10 protein-coding genes are annotated in these 16,746 nt (G+C 72.0%); 8 read left to right on the forward strand and 2 right to left on the reverse strand.

What is annotated here, in order from left to right:
• Positions 1-129: 129 nt before the first annotated feature.
• A complete protein-coding gene (locus OG242_RS06610) occupies positions 130-930 on the forward strand; it encodes a class I SAM-dependent methyltransferase (protein ID WP_405901524.1) in 801 nt (266 codons plus the stop codon).
• 43 nt (positions 931-973) lie between these two features.
• Positions 974-3,475, forward strand: a complete 2,502-nt coding sequence (hrpB, locus tag OG242_RS06615; RefSeq protein WP_405897248.1) for an ATP-dependent helicase HrpB — start codon at positions 974-976, stop codon at positions 3,473-3,475.
• A gap of 54 nt (positions 3,476-3,529) precedes the next feature.
• Here the strand turns inward: hrpB and OG242_RS06620 are convergent, their stop codons facing one another.
• Positions 3,530-5,293 (reverse strand): lytic murein transglycosylase, encoded by a 1,764-nt coding sequence (locus tag OG242_RS06620; RefSeq protein WP_405897249.1) that lies wholly within the window; start codon positions 5,291-5,293, stop codon positions 3,530-3,532.
• 223 nt (positions 5,294-5,516) lie between these two features.
• On the opposite strand from OG242_RS06620, the gene OG242_RS06625 reads away from it, so the two are divergent.
• Positions 5,517-6,386, forward strand: coding sequence for a DUF4184 family protein (locus OG242_RS06625; RefSeq protein ID WP_405897250.1), 870 nt, complete (start codon positions 5,517-5,519; stop codon positions 6,384-6,386).
• Here the strand turns inward: OG242_RS06625 and polA are convergent.
• The gene (polA, locus tag OG242_RS06630) at positions 6,372-9,083 is read right to left on the reverse strand and encodes a DNA polymerase I (protein ID WP_405897251.1); all 2,712 of its coding nucleotides are present in this window, start codon (positions 9,081-9,083) and stop codon (positions 6,372-6,374) included. The genes OG242_RS06625 and polA overlap by 15 nt on opposite strands.
• 170 nt (positions 9,084-9,253) lie before the next feature.
• Between polA and OG242_RS06635 the strand changes: the two genes are divergently transcribed.
• From OG242_RS06635 to OG242_RS06655, 5 genes are all read left to right on the forward strand, one after another.
• A complete protein-coding gene (locus tag OG242_RS06635; protein ID WP_405897252.1) occupies positions 9,254-11,527 on the forward strand; it encodes an FdhF/YdeP family oxidoreductase in 2,274 nt (757 codons plus the stop codon).
• A 66-nt stretch (positions 11,528-11,593) separates the two neighbouring features.
• Positions 11,594-12,064: a PaaI family thioesterase gene (locus OG242_RS06640; protein WP_405897253.1), complete on the forward strand. Its 471-nt coding sequence runs from the start codon at positions 11,594-11,596 to the stop codon at positions 12,062-12,064.
• A 648-nt stretch (positions 12,065-12,712) separates the two neighbouring features.
• Positions 12,713-13,933 carry a branched-chain amino acid ABC transporter substrate-binding protein gene (locus tag OG242_RS06645; protein WP_405901525.1) on the forward strand — a complete coding sequence of 407 codons (1,221 nt, stop codon included), beginning with the start codon at positions 12,713-12,715 and terminating at the stop codon, positions 13,931-13,933.
• A gap of 99 nt (positions 13,934-14,032) precedes the next feature.
• Positions 14,033-14,962 carry a branched-chain amino acid ABC transporter permease gene (locus OG242_RS06650; protein ID WP_405897254.1) on the forward strand — a complete coding sequence of 310 codons (930 nt, stop codon included), beginning with the start codon at positions 14,033-14,035 and terminating at the stop codon, positions 14,960-14,962.
• Positions 14,963-14,967: 5 nt separating this feature from the next.
• Complete coding sequence (locus OG242_RS06655; protein WP_405897255.1) at positions 14,968-16,746, forward strand: branched-chain amino acid ABC transporter permease; 1,779 nt, start codon at positions 14,968-14,970, stop codon at positions 16,744-16,746.

Below are 16,746 nucleotides of genomic sequence, written 5' to 3' on the forward strand. Positions count from 1 at the left end.
TTCGCCGGGGCCGGATCGGCTCCGGGAACGTCCGGACACACGGGTCCCGCAGTTCACAGGCCCCCTTGGTACGTACCTCGTACGACGGGGTGAAGGCAAACTACAACGACGGACACGATGAGCCAAGAGATGTACGCCGCCGAACCCGAGGCGACACGCCGCAGCGCCGGAACCACCGAGAGCAGCCGGGCCAGCCGCGGCTGGTGGGACCGCAACGCCGACGAGTACCAGAGCGACCACGGCGCCTTCCTCGGCGACGACCGCTTCGTCTGGGGCCCGGAGGGGCTGGACGAGGCCGAGGCCGGACTGCTGGGCCCCGCCGCCGCGCTGAAGGGGCTCGACGTCCTGGAGATCGGCGCCGGCGCGGCGCAGTGCTCGCGCTGGCTGGCCGCCCAGGGCGCACGCCCCGTCGCCCTGGACCTCTCGCACCGCCAGCTCCAGCACGCCCTGCGCATCGGTGAGGACGTCCCGCTCGTCGAGGCCGACGCCGGGCGGCTGCCGTTCCGCGACGCCTCCTTCGACCTCGCCTGCTCCGCCTACGGCGCGGTGCCCTTCGTCGCCGACCCGGTCCAGGTCTTCCGCGAGGTCCGCCGGGTGCTGCGCCCCGGCGGCCGCTGGGTCTTCTCCGTGACGCACCCCGTCCGCTGGGCGTTCCCGGACGAGCCGGGCCCCGAGGGCCTGTCGGTCGCCGCCTCCTACTTCGACCGCACGCCCTACGTCGAGCAGGACGAGCACGGTGACGCGGTGTACGTGGAGCACCACCGCACGCTGGGCGACCGGGTGCGGGACGTGGTCGCGGGCGGCTTCCGGCTGGTGGACCTGGTGGAGCCGGAGTGGCCCGCCTGGAACGACCAGGAGTGGGGCGGCTGGTCCCCGCTGCGCGGCAACCTGATCCCGGGCACCGCGATCTTCGTCTGCGTACGGGACTGAACCGGCGGACGGCGCCGGGGGCACGCCGTACGAGACTGGGGGCGTGATCCGCACCGACGCCCTCGACCGGCTGCCCGTCCGCACCGCCGTGCCCGCCCTGCGGCGGGCGCTCGACGACCGCGGGGTCGCCGTGCTGTGCGCACCGCCCGGCACCGGCAAGACCACCCTCGTCCCCCTCGTCCTGGCCGGGCTGACCGGGGACGGCCCGGTGCGCCGGGTCGTCGTCGCCGAGCCCCGCCGGATCGCCGCCCGCGCGGCGGCCCGGCGCATGGCCTGGCTGCTGGGCGAGAAGACCGGCGGGCGCGTCGGGTTCACCGTGCGCGGCGAGCGGGTGGTGGGCCCGGAGACCGTGGTCGAGGTCGTCACCACCGGGGTGCTGCTCCAGCGGCTCCAGCGCGACCAGGAGCTGGCCGGGGTGGACGCGGTGATCATCGACGAGTGCCACGAGCGCCATCTCGACGCGGACACGGTGGCCGCCTTTCTGCTGGACGTGCGCGAGGCGATCCGCCCCGATCTGCGACTGGTGGCGGCGTCCGCGACGACGGACGCGGAGGGCTGGGCGCGGCTGCTGGGCGATGCCCCGGTGGTCGAGGCGCAGGGGGTGTCGCACCCGGTGGAGGTGGTGTGGGCCCCGCCGCCCGCTCCGGTGCGGCCGCCGCACGGCATGAGGGTCGATCCGGCGCTGCTGGGCCATGTCGCCTCCGTGGTGCGGCGGGCGCTCGCGGAACGGGACGGCGACGTGCTGTGCTTCCTGCCGGGGGTCGGCGAGATCGGCCGTGTGGCGGGGCAGTTGGCGGGCGTCGCGGCCGAGGTGCTCCAGGTGCACGGGCGGGCGCCGGCGGCGGTGCAGGACGCGGTGCTGGCCGGTTCGTCCGAGGGGCGGCGGGTGGTCCTGGCCACCTCGGTGGCCGAGTCGTCGCTGACGGTCCCCGGGGTCCGGACGGTCGTCGACTCCGGGCTCGCCCGTGAGCCGCGCACCGATCACGCGCGGGGGCTGAGCGCCCTGACGACCGTACGGGCCTCGCAGGCGGCGGGCCGCCAGCGCGCGGGCCGGGCGGGGCGCGAGGCGCCGGGCACGGTCTACCGCTGCTGGGACCAGGCGGAGGACGGCCGGCTCGCCCGCTTCCCGTCGCCGGAGATCCGGCTGGCCGATCTGTCGGCGTTCGCCCTCCAGGCGGCCTGCTGGGGCGATCCGGACGCCTCGGGGCTCGCACTGCTGGACGCGCCGCCGGAGGGGGCGATGGCCGCCGCGCGCGAGGTCCTCGCCGCGGTCGGCGCGGTCGGCACCGACGGCCGGGTCACCGAGCGGGGCGTGCGGATGTCCCGGCTCGGGCTGCACCCGCGGCTGGCCAGGGCGCTGCTGGACGGGGCGGCCGAGATCGGCGGACGCCGGGCCGCCGAGGTGGTGGCGCTGCTGAGCGAGGAACCCCCGCGCGCCTACGGGGACGATCTGGCGGCCGCGCTGCGCACCGCGCGCCGGGGCCAGGACGCCTACGCGGGCCGCTGGCGCCAGGAGGTGCGGCGCCTGTCGTCCGCGCTGAAGGGCGACGGCGGCGGCCGGCCCGTCGCGGACGACGCGGCGGTGGGCCTGGTCGCGGCGCTGGCGTTCCCGGAGCGGGTGGCGCGGGCGCGGGGCGGCGGGGCGTTCCTCATGGCGTCGGGCACCGGCGCGGAACCGGGCGAGGGCTCCGGACTGCGCAGCGCTTCCTGGCTGGCCGTCGCGGTCGCGGACCGGCCCGCGCACGCCGCATCCGCCCGGGTGCGGCTCGCCGCCGTCATCGACGAGGACACCGCGCGCCTGGCGGCCGGGCCGCTGCGGTTCGCGGGCGAGGAGGTCCGCTGGGACGGCCGGGACGTGGTGGCCCGCCGGGTGGAGCGGCTGGGTGCGGTCGAACTGTCGGCGCGCCCGCTGAAGCAGCCCGATCCCGGGCTGGTCCGCGAGGCCCTGGTGGAGGGGCTGCGGCGGGAGGGGCCGGGGCTGCTGCGCTGGAGCCGGGACGCGGGGCAGCTGCGGGAGCGGCTGGCCTTCCTGTACCGGGTGCTGGGTGGGCCCTGGCCGGACGTGTCGGACGAGGCGCTGCTGGCGGACCCGGGGAGCTGGCTGGAGCCGGAGCTGTCGCGGGCGCGGCGGCGGGCGGACCTGGCCGCGATCGACGCGGGGCAGGCGCTGCGCCGGCTGCTGCCGTGGGCGACGGGCGAGGCGGTGCGGCTGGACGAGCTGGCGCCGGAGCGGATCGAGGTGCCGAGCGGTTCGCGCATCCGGGTGGAGTACGGCGGGGACCAGCCGGTCCTCGCGGTGAAGCTCCAGGAGCTGTTCGGTCTCCAGGAGACCCCGGAGGTGGCGGGCGTGCCGGTCCTGGTGCATCTGCTGTCCCCCGCCGGGCGGCCGGCCGCGGTGACGGCCGACCTGGCGTCGTTCTGGCGCGAGGGCTACAAGGCGGTGCGGGCGGAGCTGCGCGGCCGCTATCCGAAGCACCCGTGGCCGCAGGACCCGGCGACGGTGGAGGCGACCCGGTACACGAAGGCGCGGCCGAAGCGGGACTGAGCACACGACAGCCCCTGCCGCGCGGCGATCGGCGGAGGGGCTGTCGGCGTGCTGTCAGGAGGCGGCGGCCGTGCGCTCCTCGACGGTCAGCTCGATGACGACGGTGGCGCCGCCCTCGGTGGTGAGGCGCAGCTTGTACGTGCCGGCCGGGCCGTCGGCGTAGAACTCGGGGAGCTTCAGGCTGCCGTCGGCCCCCGTGGTGAGCACGATGGTGCGGACGGGGTTGCCCGCGTCGTCCGTGCAGTACGGGCCCTTGTCGTTCTCGACCGGTACGAGACCGTCGGTGATCATGGTGGCGGTGACGGTGACCTTGGCGGCGGCCTCGCCCTTGTAGGTGGCGGCGACCGTGATGTCGTCGAAGGTCTGTCCTGCGACGGCAGTCAGCTCCGTGGTGCCGGTCCGGGCGATGGCGTCGGCCTGGCGCGGGGTGACGGTCGCCTTGAAGCTCGTGGCGGCCAGGGTGCCGTCGACGGTCGCCCGCACGGTGAACTGGCCGGTCTTCTCGCCCGCGTGAAGGAGCGGGGCGGAGGCCGTGCCGTCGGCTCCGGTGGGCAGCGTGACGGACTTGAGGCCGCCTTCGAACCTCGTGTCGGTGTCACCGGTGATGGTGAAGGTCACGGACGCCTTGGCGACCGGGTCGCCCAGGGCGTCGCGCGCCCGCACCGCGATGTCCCCGTCGAACGTGTCGCCGGCCGTGGCGGTCAGCGTGCCGGTGCCGGTGTTCTGCAGCACGGTCACGGACTGCGACGGACTGGGCGCCGGAGTCGGGGTGTGCGTCGGGGGCTTGCCGGTGTCGCCCGGCTTGGACGGCTCGGGGCTCGGCTTCGAGGGGTCCGGCTTCGAGGGGCCCGGGTTCGAGGGGTCCGGGTTCGAGGGGTTCGTGGGCTTCGTTGAACCGCTCGGCTTCGGGGTCTTCGACGGCGAGGGCGTCGGTGACGGGCTCGTCGACGGGCCGCCGCTCGGCCGGCCGGGGCCCGGGTTGCGGCTGGTGGGGCCGGTGGGCAGGACGCCGGTGCCGTCGGGGACCTCGTGCGTGCCGCGGTTGTAGTACGTGAACCACGAGCGGACCGTACGCAGGTACACGTCGGAGTGGTTGTAGCTGAGGACCGCCCGGTCCAGGTCGGTGGCGGTCGACAGGTCGCGGGAGCCGGCGCAGAGGTAGCGCCCGGCAGCCAGCGCGGCGTCGTGGACGTTGTTGGGGTCCTTGCGGCCGTCGCCGTTGCCGTCCTGACCCCAGGTCGCCCAGGTCGACGGGATGAACTGCATCGGGCCGACCGCCCGGTCGTGCGTCCGGTCCCCGTCGTAGGCGCCGTTGTCGGTGTCCTTGATCAGGGCGAAGCCGTTGCCGTCGAGGGCGGGGCCGAGGATCGGGGAGAGCGTGGTGCCCTGCGCGTCGACCCGGCCGCCGCGGGCCTGCCCGGACTCGACCTTGCCGATCGCGGCGAGCAGCTGCCACGGCAGCCGGCAGGCCGCGTCCGTGACCGCGACGGTCCGCTCGGCCTTCTTGTACGCCCCCAGGACGGAGGCGGGTATGCCGGACTCGGCGGGGCCGGTCGCCGGGAGGTCGGCCGAACTGCCGGGCTTGGCCGGTGTGTTCAGCGGGGGCAGGTCCGTGTAGTACGGCGAGTCGCCGGAGACACCGCCACCGCCGCCGCCCTGTTCGCCGGGGGTCGCCGCACCGGCGGACGCGTGGTCGCCGTCCGCCGCGACCAGCGGGGACCCCGGGGCCTGCGAGGCGGAGAGTGCCGCCACCGCGGCGGCTGCCACGGCGGTGGTGGCCGCTCCTCTGTACAGTCGGCGACCGAATTGCGCTGCCATGACGTGTGGGCCCTCCCCCTCGTCGCTGTCGGCGCTCCCCCGCGCCGGGACTCAGGCGACCCTACGGCAACTCTTCCTGCCCGCACACAGCGGTCAGGCCGGTTCTCACCGCTTTCTCACCTTCCTGAACACAAGTCGTCCACGTACGGACATCCCCGTGACGGACCTTCCTGCCCGATGGGCCACCCCGCACCTGCCCCGCCGGGTCACGCATACTGCCCACATGCCCTTCACGCTCAGCCATGCCGCCGCCGTGCTCCCGGGGATACGGCGCGACGGCACGGGCCGCGGTCCGCTGCTCGCTTCGGCCCTGGTCGCCGGGTCGTTCGCCCCCGATCTGACGTACTTCGCGGACTCGGTGATCCCGGGTGCCATGGAGTTCGGCGAGGTCACCCACGCGGTGTGGGGCGTGTTCACCGTGGACGTCCTGATCACGGCCCTCGCGCTCGCGCTGTGGCTGCTGCTGCGCGACCCTCTGGTGGCGCTGCTGCCGGAGCGGTGGCGGGGGCGCGTGCACACCTGGCTGCGGGGCGGGCGGCCCGCAACGACCCCCGGGCGGTGGGCCCTTCACGCCCGGGACGTCGCGTGGTTCGCGGTGTCGGCGGTCATCGGGTCCGCCACCCATGTCGTGTGGGACGCCTTCACGCACCACGACCGCTGGGGCGTACGGCTGGTGCCGGGGCTCGACGGCAGCGTGGGCGGGTACCCCGTCTTCACGCTCGTCCAGTACGGCACCTCGGCCCCGGCCCTGCTCCTGCTCGCCTGGTTCACGGTGTCGGGCCTGCGGCGGACCGGGGAGCGGCCGGTGCCCCCGTCCGTACCGGTCCTGGACCGGCGCACCCGGCGCTGGGCGCTCACCGCGATCGGGCTGTGCGTGCTGCTGGGCGTCGCCCACCGGTGCGCCCGCTGGTACGCGTACTTCGGGCACATCGACACGCCGCTGGACATCATCCCGACGGCCTGCTTCGGAGCGGGCGCCGGGCTCGCGGCCGGGCTCCTGCTGTACGCGGCGGCGGTGCGGCTGACCCCGGCGCGGCGGGACGCGGCCGGGGCCCCCGCGGGCCCCGGCCGGAAGCGGTCAGTGGGCCGCTGACTCCCAGTCGCCGCCGACGCCGACCGACACGTCCAGCGGGGCGCGCAACCGCACCGCCGTGGACATCTCGTGGCGCAGGACGCGCTCGACCTGCTCGCGCTCGCCCGCGGCGATCTCCAGCACGATTTCGTCGTGCACCTGGAGCAGCATCCGCGACTTCAGCTCCGCCTCGCGCAGCGCCCGGTCGACGTGAAGCATGGCGACCTTGACGATGTCGGCGGCGGTGCCCTGGATCGGCGCGTTGAGCGCCATCCGCTCGGCGGTCTCGCGGCGCTGGCGGTTGTCGCTGTTCAGGTCCGGGAGGTAGCGGCGGCGCCCGAAGATCGTCTCCGTGTAACCGGTGGCCCTGGCCTCCTCCACCACGCGGCGCAGATAGTCCCGGACCCCGCCGAACCGCTCGAAGTAGGTGTCCATCAGGCCGCGGGCCTCGCCCGCCTCGATGTTCAGCTGCTGGGAGAGGCCGAATGCGGAGAGCCCGTACGCCAGGCCGTAGCTCATGGCCTTGATCTTGCGCCGCATCTCCGCGTCGACCGCCGACTTGTCGACGCCGAAGACCTGCGAGGCGACCGTGGTGTGCAGGTCCTCGCCGGAGGTGAACGCCTCGATCAGGCCCGCGTCCTCGGAGAGGTGGGCCATCACGCGCAGTTCGATCTGGCTGTAGTCCGCCGTCATCAGCGTCTCGAAGCCCTCGCCGACGACGAAGCCGCGGCGGATCGCCCGGCCCTCGTCCGTGCGGACGGGGATGTTCTGCAGATTCGGGTCGGTGGACGAGAGCCGGCCGGTCGCCGCCACCGTCTGGTTGAACGTGGTGTGGATGCGGCCGTCCGCCGCGATCGACTTCACCAGGCCCTCGACCGTCACCCGCAGCTTCGCCTGCTCGCGGTGGCGGAGCATGAGGACGGGCAGTTCGTGCTCCGTCCGGGCGGCCAGCCAGGCCAGCGCGTCCGCGTCCGTCGTGTAACCGGTCTTGGTCTTCTTCGTCTTCGGCAGGCCCAGCTCGCCGAACAGGACCTCCTGGAGCTGCTTGGGCGAACCGAGGTTGAACTCCCGGTCCACCGACGCGTGCGCCTCCTTCACCGCCTGCTGGACGGCCCCGGCGAACTGCTGCTCCATGCCCTCCAGATGGGCCCGGTCCGCCGCGATGCCGTGCCGCTCCAGGCGGGCCAGCAGGATCGACGTCGGCAGCTCCATGTCGTGCAGCAGCTCGGCCGCACCGACCTCCTTCAGCCGCTCCGTGAACGCGTCACCGAGGTCCAGGACCGCACGGGCCTGCGCCATCAACGCGTCGGCCTCCGCCCGGTCGTCCGCGCCGAAGGCCAGCTGCCCGTCCGCCGCGGCGGCCGGGGCCAGCTCCCGTCCCAAGTACTCCACGGCCAGGGCGTCCAGCGCGAAGGACCGCCGCCCCGGCTTCACCAGATACGCGGCGAGCGCCGTGTCCATCGCGACGCCTTCGATGTGCCAGCCGTGCTCCGGGAAGACCCGCATCGCACTCTTCGCGTTGTGCATGACCTTGGGCCGCGCCGGGTCCGCCACCCACGCGGCGAACGCCTGCTCGTCGGCCTCGTCCAGCTGCGCCGGGTCCAGCCAGGCCGCCGAGCCGTCGGCGGCGGCGAGCGCGACCTCCGTGACCGTACCCACCCCGAGCGACCAGGTGTCGACCGTCATGACGCCCAGCGGCTGCGCGCCGTGCTCCCCCAGCCACGGGCCGACCTCGCCGGTGGAGAGCACGGCCCCGTCCAGCTCGATCCCGGCGGCGGGCGCGGGCGGCTCGGCCTCCGCAGCCCCCGGGTCCACCGCGAGCAGCCGCTCGCGCAGGCTCGGATTGCGGATCTCCAGTACGTCGAGGATGCCCGTGACCGCCGTACGGTCGTAGGGGGCGCGCTCCAGCCCGTCCGGGGTCTTCGGCAGCTCCACGTCCCGGACCATCTCGGTCAGCACCCGGTTCATCTTCACCGCGTCCAGGTGGTCGCGGAGGTTCTGCCCCGCCACGCCCTTGACCTCGTCGGCGCGCGCGATCAGCTCGTCGAAGGAACCGAACTGGTTGATCCACTTCGCGGCGGTCTTCTCACCGACCTTGGGGATGCTCGGAAGGTTGTCCGACGGGTCACCGCGCAGCGCCGCGAAGTCCGGATACTGCCGGGGGGTGAGGCCGTACTTCTCGACGACCTTCTCCGGCGTGAACCGGGTCAGCTCGGAGACGCCCTTGGTGGGGTAGAGCACGGTCACGTTGTCCGTGATCAGCTGGAACGAATCGCGGTCGCCCGTGACGATCAGGACCTCGAAGCCGGCCGCCTCGGCCTGCGTGGCCAGCGTGGCGATGACGTCGTCCGCCTCGAAGCCCTCGACCGCGAACCGGTCCGCACGCATCGCGTCCAGCAGCTCGCCGATCAGCTCCACCTGACCCTTGAACTCGTCGGGGGTCTTCGACCGGTTCGCCTTGTACTCCGGGAACTCCTGCGCACGCCACGTCTTGCGGGACACGTCGAACGCCACCGCGAAATGCGTCGGCGCCTCGTCACGCAGGGTGTTCGCCAGCATCGACATGAAGCCGTACACGGCGTTCGTCGGCTGGCCCGCCGCCGTCGTGAAATTCTCCGCCGGCAGGGCGAAGAACGCCCGGTACGCCAGGGAGTGCCCGTCCATGAGGAGCAGGCGCGGTCGGTTGTCTGCCGTCTTCTTCGATGCCGTCTCAGCCACACCCCGATCCTGCCACGGACCACTGACAATCCGGACCGGCCGCCGCCCGCGACGCCTCACCAGGCATACCGCCCCGCCCCCGTGCCAGGATCGGAGGGAAGGAAACACACACGGCGGACCCGCGAGACACCCCCCGGGGCCGCCCCGCAGCAGGCTCGAAGGGGAGCACCATGGCCAGCAAGCCGCCCGCAGGAGACCCCGTCCAGGACGCCCCCCGGGTCGGACCGGCCCAGCACTCCGCCGCCGGGCTGCCCGCCGTCGCCCAGAGCCTGCGCGTCGCCCAGCAGCAGATGGGGCTGCGCCGCACCGCGCAGACCCTCCTCAAGGTCAACCAGAAGGACGGCTTCGACTGCCCCGGCTGCGCCTGGCCCGAGGGCGACAAGCGGCACACCGCCGAATTCTGCGAGAACGGGGTGAAGGCCGTCGCCGAGGAGGCGACCCTGCGCCGCGTCACCCCGGACTTCTTCGCCCAGCACCCCGTGTCCGACCTCGCCGGGCGCAGCGGCTACTGGCTCGGCCAGCAGGGCCGTATCACCCAGCCCGTCTACCTCCCCGAGGGCGCCGACCGCTACGAGGCGGTCACCTGGGAGCGCGCCTTCGAGATCATCGCCGAGGAACTGGGCACCCTCGCCTCCCCCGACGAGGCCGTCTTCTACACCTCGGGACGCACCAGCAACGAGGCCGCCTTCCTCCTCCAGCTCTTCGCCCGCGAATACGGCACCAACAACCTGCCCGACTGCTCCAACATGTGCCACGAGTCCTCGGGCTCCGCGCTCACCGAGACGATCGGCGTCGGCAAGGGCTCGGTGTCCCTGGAAGACCTCCACCACGCCGACCTGATCATCATCGCCGGACAGAACCCGGGCACCAACCACCCCCGGATGCTCTCCGCCCTGGAGCAGGCCAAGAGCGCCGGCGCGAAGATCATCTCGGTGAACCCGCTGCCCGAGGCCGGCCTCGAACACTTCAAGAACCCGCAGACCCCGCACGGCATGCTCAAGGGCACCCCCCTCAACGACCTGTTCCTCCAGATCCGCATCGGCGGCGACCAGGCCCTCTTCCGCCTCCTGAACAAACTGATCCTGGCGGCCGACGGCGCCGTCGACGAGACGTTCGTCGCCGAACACACCCACGGCTACGAGGAGTTCGCCGCCACCGCGGCCGACGCCGACTGGGACGAGACGCTCGCCGCGACCGGACTCGACCGCGCCGCCATCGAAAAGGCCCTCGCCATGGTCCTCGCCTCGAAGCGCACCGTCGTCTGCTGGGCCATGGGCCTCACCCAGCACAAGCACTCCGTGCCGTCCATCCGCGAGATCGTCAACTTCCTCCTGCTGCGCGGCAACATCGGCCGCCCCGGCGCCGGCGTCTGCCCCGTCCGCGGCCACTCCAACGTCCAGGGCGACCGCACCATGGGCATCTTCGAACGGCCCGCGCCCGCCTTCCTCGACGCCCTCGACAAGGAATTCGGGATCACCTCACCGCGCCACCACGGCTACGACGTGGTCCGCGCCATCCGCGCCCTGCGCGACGGCGACGCCAAGGTCTTCCTCGCCATGGGCGGCAACTTCGTCGCCGCCACCCCCGACACCGACGTCACCGAGGCCGCCATGCGCCGCGCCCGCCTCACCGTCCACGTCTCCACCAAACTCAACCGCTCCCACGCCGTCACCGGCGCCCGCGCCCTGATCCTGCCCACCCTCGGCCGCACCGACAAGGACGTCCAGACGAGCGGCAAGCAGTTCGTCACCGTCGAGGACTCCATGAGCAAGGTCCACGCCTCACGCGGCAACCTCACCCCCGCGAGCCCCCACCTGCTCTCCGAACCCGCCATCGTCGCCCGCCTCGCCCGCGCCGTACTCGGCCCCGGATCCGCCACACCCTGGGAGGAGTTCGAGAAGGACTACGCGACGATCCGCGACCGCATCTCCCGCGTCGTCCCCGGCTTCGAGAACTTCAACGCACGCATCGCCCACCCCGGCGGCTTCACCCTCCCGCACGCCCCCCGCGACTCCCGCCGCTTCCCCACCACCACCGGCAAGGCCAACTTCACCGCCGCACCCGTCGAGTACCCCGAACTCCCCGAGGGCCGGCTGCTCCTCCAGACCCTGCGCTCCCACGACCAGTACAACACCACGATCTACGGCCTCGACGACCGCTACCGCGGCATCAGGGGCGGCCGCCGCGTCGTCCTCGTACACCCCGACGACGCCACCGCGCTCGGCCTCGCCGACGGCTCCTACACCGACCTCGTCAGCGAGTGGAAGGACGGCGTCGAGCGCCGCGCCCCCGGCTTCCGCGTCGTCCACTACCCCACCGCCCGGGGCTGCGCCGCCGCGTACTACCCGGAGACCAACGTGCTGGTCCCCCTCGACTCCACCGCCGACACCAGCAACACCCCCGCCTCCAAGTCCGTCGTGGTGCGCTTCGAGCCCAGGCCCTAAGCGCCCGCTCAGCCGTCTGATAAGAACGACGCACACGAGCACCGCACAGAGACGAAAGGCGGACCCATGGGCGAGCACACCGCACCCACGTTCCCCCAGGAGATCATCGACGAGTACGCCGCTCTCGGCGTCGACCTGCCCGCCCTCTTCTCCGCCGGCCACCTCGGGGAACGCATGGGCGTCCGCATCCTCGAAGCCTCCGCCGAGCGCGTCGTCGGCACCATGCCCGTCGAGGGCAACACCCAGCCCTACGGCCTCCTGCACGGCGGCGCCTCCGCCGTCCTCGCCGAGACCCTCGGCTCCGTCGGCTCCATGCTGCACGGCGGCCCCTCCAAGGTCGCCGTCGGCGTCGACCTGAACTGCACCCATCACCGAGGGGTACGAAGCGGCCTCGTCACCGGCGTCGCCACTCCCGTACACCGCGGCCGCACCACCGCCACGTACGAGATCACCCTCACCGACGAGCACGACAAGCGGGTCTGCACCGCACGCCTCACCTGCCTCCTGCGCGACGCCCCCGCACCGGAAGCCGCCTGACCCCGCACCACCGCACCACCACCCCTGCCCGGCCGTGACCCAAAACGGCCGGGCAGCGGCATACCCGGGCACAACCACCCCCGCGACGAAGGTAATTGAACGGCGCACAACCTCAACCCCCTTGACCCAGCGCCCCGTTCCATGGCCCACTCAGCTGCCACACCTCACCCGGCCCCACCACCACACCGCGTCGCCGCACCCCCGCCACCGTAACCCTGAGTAATCAGCGCCCGGGGCGGAGCACCCCGCCGCGACACGACGAGCCCGGCCCCGCAGCCACCGGGCCCCCCGGCATGCCCCCACACGCCCCCACCGGGCCCCCGCCGGATGACAGCACCAAGATCACCCCAAGCCCCTTAGCAGAGCTGCGCGTTCTCACATTGCGGTCACTTCACGGTCCGGTAAAAAGCCGTACATGTCCCCCCAGCCACCTCAAGCCTTGCTCAAGGGCATAACAAGACAGTCACATCCTTGGCCACCACCACTCCCGACCCCCACCACTGCCCTTAGAGTCACGGCCAGTCACCGCGCCGCCGGGCGCGTCTGCTGCACGGCCCTGTACCAACCCAGTACGGCCCGGCGAACGACACGGCACCTCAAGCAGAGGAGGCCGCGCCAGGGAAAGGACCTTTCGTGCGACACCGTTCTTTGCTCATCCTCACGACAGTGCTCACCACCGGTGCACTGACACTCACCGCCTGCGGGTCGCGCGACGACGACAACAAGAGCGACGGCAGCAACAGCGGCAGCGGCAACACGACCGTCGTCATCGGCGTCGACGCCCCGCTCACCGGCGACCTCTCCGCCCTCGGCCTCGGCATCAAGAACTCCGCCGACCTCGCCGCCAAAACGGCGAACAAGGAGAAGACCGTCCCCGGCATCACCTTCGAGGTCCAGCCGCTCGACGACCAGGCCCAGCCCTCCGTCGGCCAGCAGAACGCCACGAAGTTCATCGACAACAAGAAGGTCGTCGGTGTCGTCGGCCCGCTGAACTCCGGCGTCGCCCAGTCCATGCAGAAGCCGCTCAACGACGCCGGTCTCACCCAGGTCTCCCCCGCCAACACCGGCACCGAGCTGACCCAGGGCAACAACTGGAAGACCGGCGACAAGAAGCGCCCCTTCAAGACCTACTTCCGCACCGCCACCACGGACCAGATCCAGGGCGCCTTCGCCGCGAAGTACCTGTACAACAACGCGAAGATCAAGCAGGTCTACCTCATCGACGACCAGAAGCCCTACGGCGCCGGTCTCGCGGCCTCCTTCAAGGCCACCTTCACCGACCTCGGCGGCAAGATCGTCGGCTCCGACCACGTCAACCCCGAGGACCGCGACTTCAACGCCGTCGTCACCAAGGTCAAGAAGTCCGGCGCCAAGGCCGTCTACTACGGCGGCGAGTACCCCGCCGGCGCCCCCCTGAGCCAGCAGCTCAAGGACAGCGTCAAGATCCCCCTCATGGGCGGCGACGGCATGTACAGCGCCGACTTCATCAAGCTCAACAAGAAGGCCCAGGGCGACATCGCCACCTCCGTCGGCAAGCCCGTCGAGGAACTCGACTCCGCCAAGACCTTCATCAAGAACTACAAGACCGCCGGCTACAAGGACGCCTACGAGGCCTACGGCGGCGGCACCTACGACGCCACCTGGGCCATCATCGAGGCCGTCAAGCTCGCCGTCTCCGAGAACGACGGCAAGCTCCCCGACGACGCCCGCGCCAAGGTGCTCGACGCCATGAGCAAGGTCAAGTTCGACGGCGTCACCGGCCCGGTCTCCTTCGACCAGTACGGCGACACCACCAACACCATGATGACCGCCTACCAGGTCGACGGCGGCAAGTGGGTCTCCAAGATCAGCGAGGCCTACAAGCCGTAACCCGCCCCCGGGCCACACCGACCGACCCCAGACCGCGCGGGAGCGCTACGAGCACTCCCGCGCGGTGCCATATCCGAACCACTCCACGGAGGCCCTGCGGTGCACGAACTGCCGCAACAGCTGGCCAATGGACTCATCCTCGGCGCGATGTACGGACTCATCGCGATCGGCTACACGATGGTCTACGGAATCATCCAGCTCATCAACTTCGCCCACGGCGAGATCTTCATGATCGGAGGCTTCGGAGCTCTCACCGTGTACCTCTGGATGCCGGCCGGCTCCAACCTCCTCGCGATCGTCCCCCTCATGATCATCGGCGGCGTCATATGCTCCGTCGCCATCAGCGTCGCCGCCGAACGCTTCGCCTACCGGCCGCTGCGCAACGCCCCCCGCCTCGCCCCGCTGATCACCGCGATCGGACTCTCCCTCGCACTCCAGCAGGCCATCTGGAAGTGGTACCCCGACGCCACCAAGGACCGCCCCTTCCCCCAGTTCAAGGGCGAGGCCCTCGACATCTTCGGCGCCCACGTCCAGCGCGGTGACCTCTTCGTCCTCATCGCCGCCCCCGTCTGCATGATCGCCCTCGGGCTCTTCGTCTCCAAGACCCGCTCCGGCCGCGGCATGCAGGCCACCTCGCAGGACCCCGACACCGCCAAACTCATGGGCATCAACACCGACCGCATCATCGTCATGGCCTTCGCCATCGGCGCCGCGTTCGCAGCCGTCGCCGCCGTCGCCTACGGGCTCAAGAACGGCCAGATCGGCTTCAAAATGGGCTTCCTCATGGGCCTCAAGGCATTCACCGCAGCCGTACTCGGCGGCATCGGCAACATCTACGGCGCCATGCTCGGCGGCATCGTCCTCGGCGTCGCCGAATCCCTCGCCACCGGCTACATGAGCGACGTACCCGGCATGGACCTCTTCGGCGGCGGCGCCTGGAAGGACGTATGGGCCTTCGTCCTCCTCATCGTCGTCCTGCTGCTGCGGCCCCAGGGCCTGCTCGGCGAACGCGTCGCGGACAGGGCGTGATACGGATGACCACCGCACTCCTCCCGCTCCCCGCCCCCGCCGCCCGCATCGCCACCCTCACCGGCGCCGCGGCCGCCCTCGCAGGCACCCTCCTCCCCTGGACCTGGACCTCCGAATTCCCCGGCGACCTCACCGTCACCGGCTACCCCGGCGGCCTCCAGGTCCTCACCCTCACCGGCGCCATCCTCACCCTGCTCTTCGCCCTCACCGGCTACGGCATCCCCGGACTGCGCTGGCTCACCCCCGCCGGCACCAACAGCCCCGTCCGCCTCCTCGCCCTCGCCACCCTCGGCACCACCGGCTACACCATGGGCGCCATCTCCTACGAGCTCGGCGGCGTCGTCAACCTCGAACCCGGAGCCTGGGTCAGCGGCATCGGCGCACTCATCGCCGTCCTCGCCTCCCTCGCCCTCCCCTACGACGTCCCCCCCACCACCGACGGCCCCGCACCGAACGCCTGGCAGCGCTTCCGCAACAGCCTCGCCGCCCCGCCGACCCCCCGCGCCAAGGCCCTCCCGGCCTGGGCCGAGATCATCATCATCGCCGTCGCCTTCGGCCTCGCGCTCTACATCTTCACCTACGGGATCGACATCCCCACCGAGGACTCCGAACAGTTCATCGGCTTCCTCATCACCGCGGCCTTCGCCTTCACCGCACTCACCCGGGCCGGACTCATCGCCCGCCTCACCGCGCTGACCGCCAAACACCGCAACGTCACCCTCGCGGCCGCCCTGGTCGCCGCACTCTGCTTCCCCTTCACCCAGGACACCGCGGAGTACGCCCTCATCGGCGTCAACATCCTCATCTTCGCCACCGTCGCACTCGGCCTCAACGTCGTCGTCGGCCTCGCCGGCCTCCTCGACCTCGGCTACGTCGCCTTCCTCGGCGTCGGCGCCTACACCGCCGCCCTCGTCTCCGGCGCACCCCTCTCCGCGATCGGCGTCAAATTCCCCTTCTGGGCCGCCGTCCTCACCGGAGCCGTCGTCTCGATGATCTTCGGCGTCCTCATCGGCGCCCCCACCCTGCGCCTACGCGGCGACTACCTCGCCATCGTCACCCTCGGCTTCGGTGAAATCTTCCGCGTCACCGTGAACAACCTCAACGGCAACAGCGGACCCGACCTCACCAACGGCTCCCAGGGCATCCCCAGCATCCCCGACCTCAACCTCTTCGGGATCGACTTCGCCCTCAGCCACGACGTCGGACCCTTCACCCTCAGCAGGCCCGCCAACTACTACCTGCTGATGCTCGTCGTCACCGCCGTCGTCGTACTCGTCTTCCGCCGCTCCGGAGACTCCCGCATCGGCCGCGCCTGGGTCGCCATCCGCGAAGACGAAACCGCAGCCACCGCCATGGGCATCAACGCCTTCCGGCTCAAGCTGCTCGCCTTCGCCCTCGGCGCCACCCTCGCCGGCCTCGCCGGCACCGTACAGGCACACGTCAACTACACCGTGACACCCGAGCAGTACCAGTTCGCCGGCTCCGTACCCCCGAACTCCGCGTTCCTCCTCGCCGCCGTCATCCTCGGCGGCATGGGAACCCTCAGCGGACCCTTCGTCGGCGCCGCACTGCTCTACCTCATCCCGGCCAAGCTGCAGTTCATGCAGGACTACCAGCTCTTCCTCTTCGGCATCGCACTCGTCCTCCTGATGCGCTTCCGCCCCGAGGGCCTGGTCGCCGACCGCAGGAAGCAGCTCGAATTCCACGAGAACGACCAGCTCGACGTGCCCACACCCCGGAAGTCCGACGAAACGGACGCCGGCATCGCCAAGGCGGGGGCGTAA

The sequence above is a fragment of the Streptomyces sp. NBC_00727 genome, from assembly GCF_045161745.1.
GTDB lineage: Bacteria > Actinomycetota > Actinomycetes > Streptomycetales > Streptomycetaceae > Streptomyces.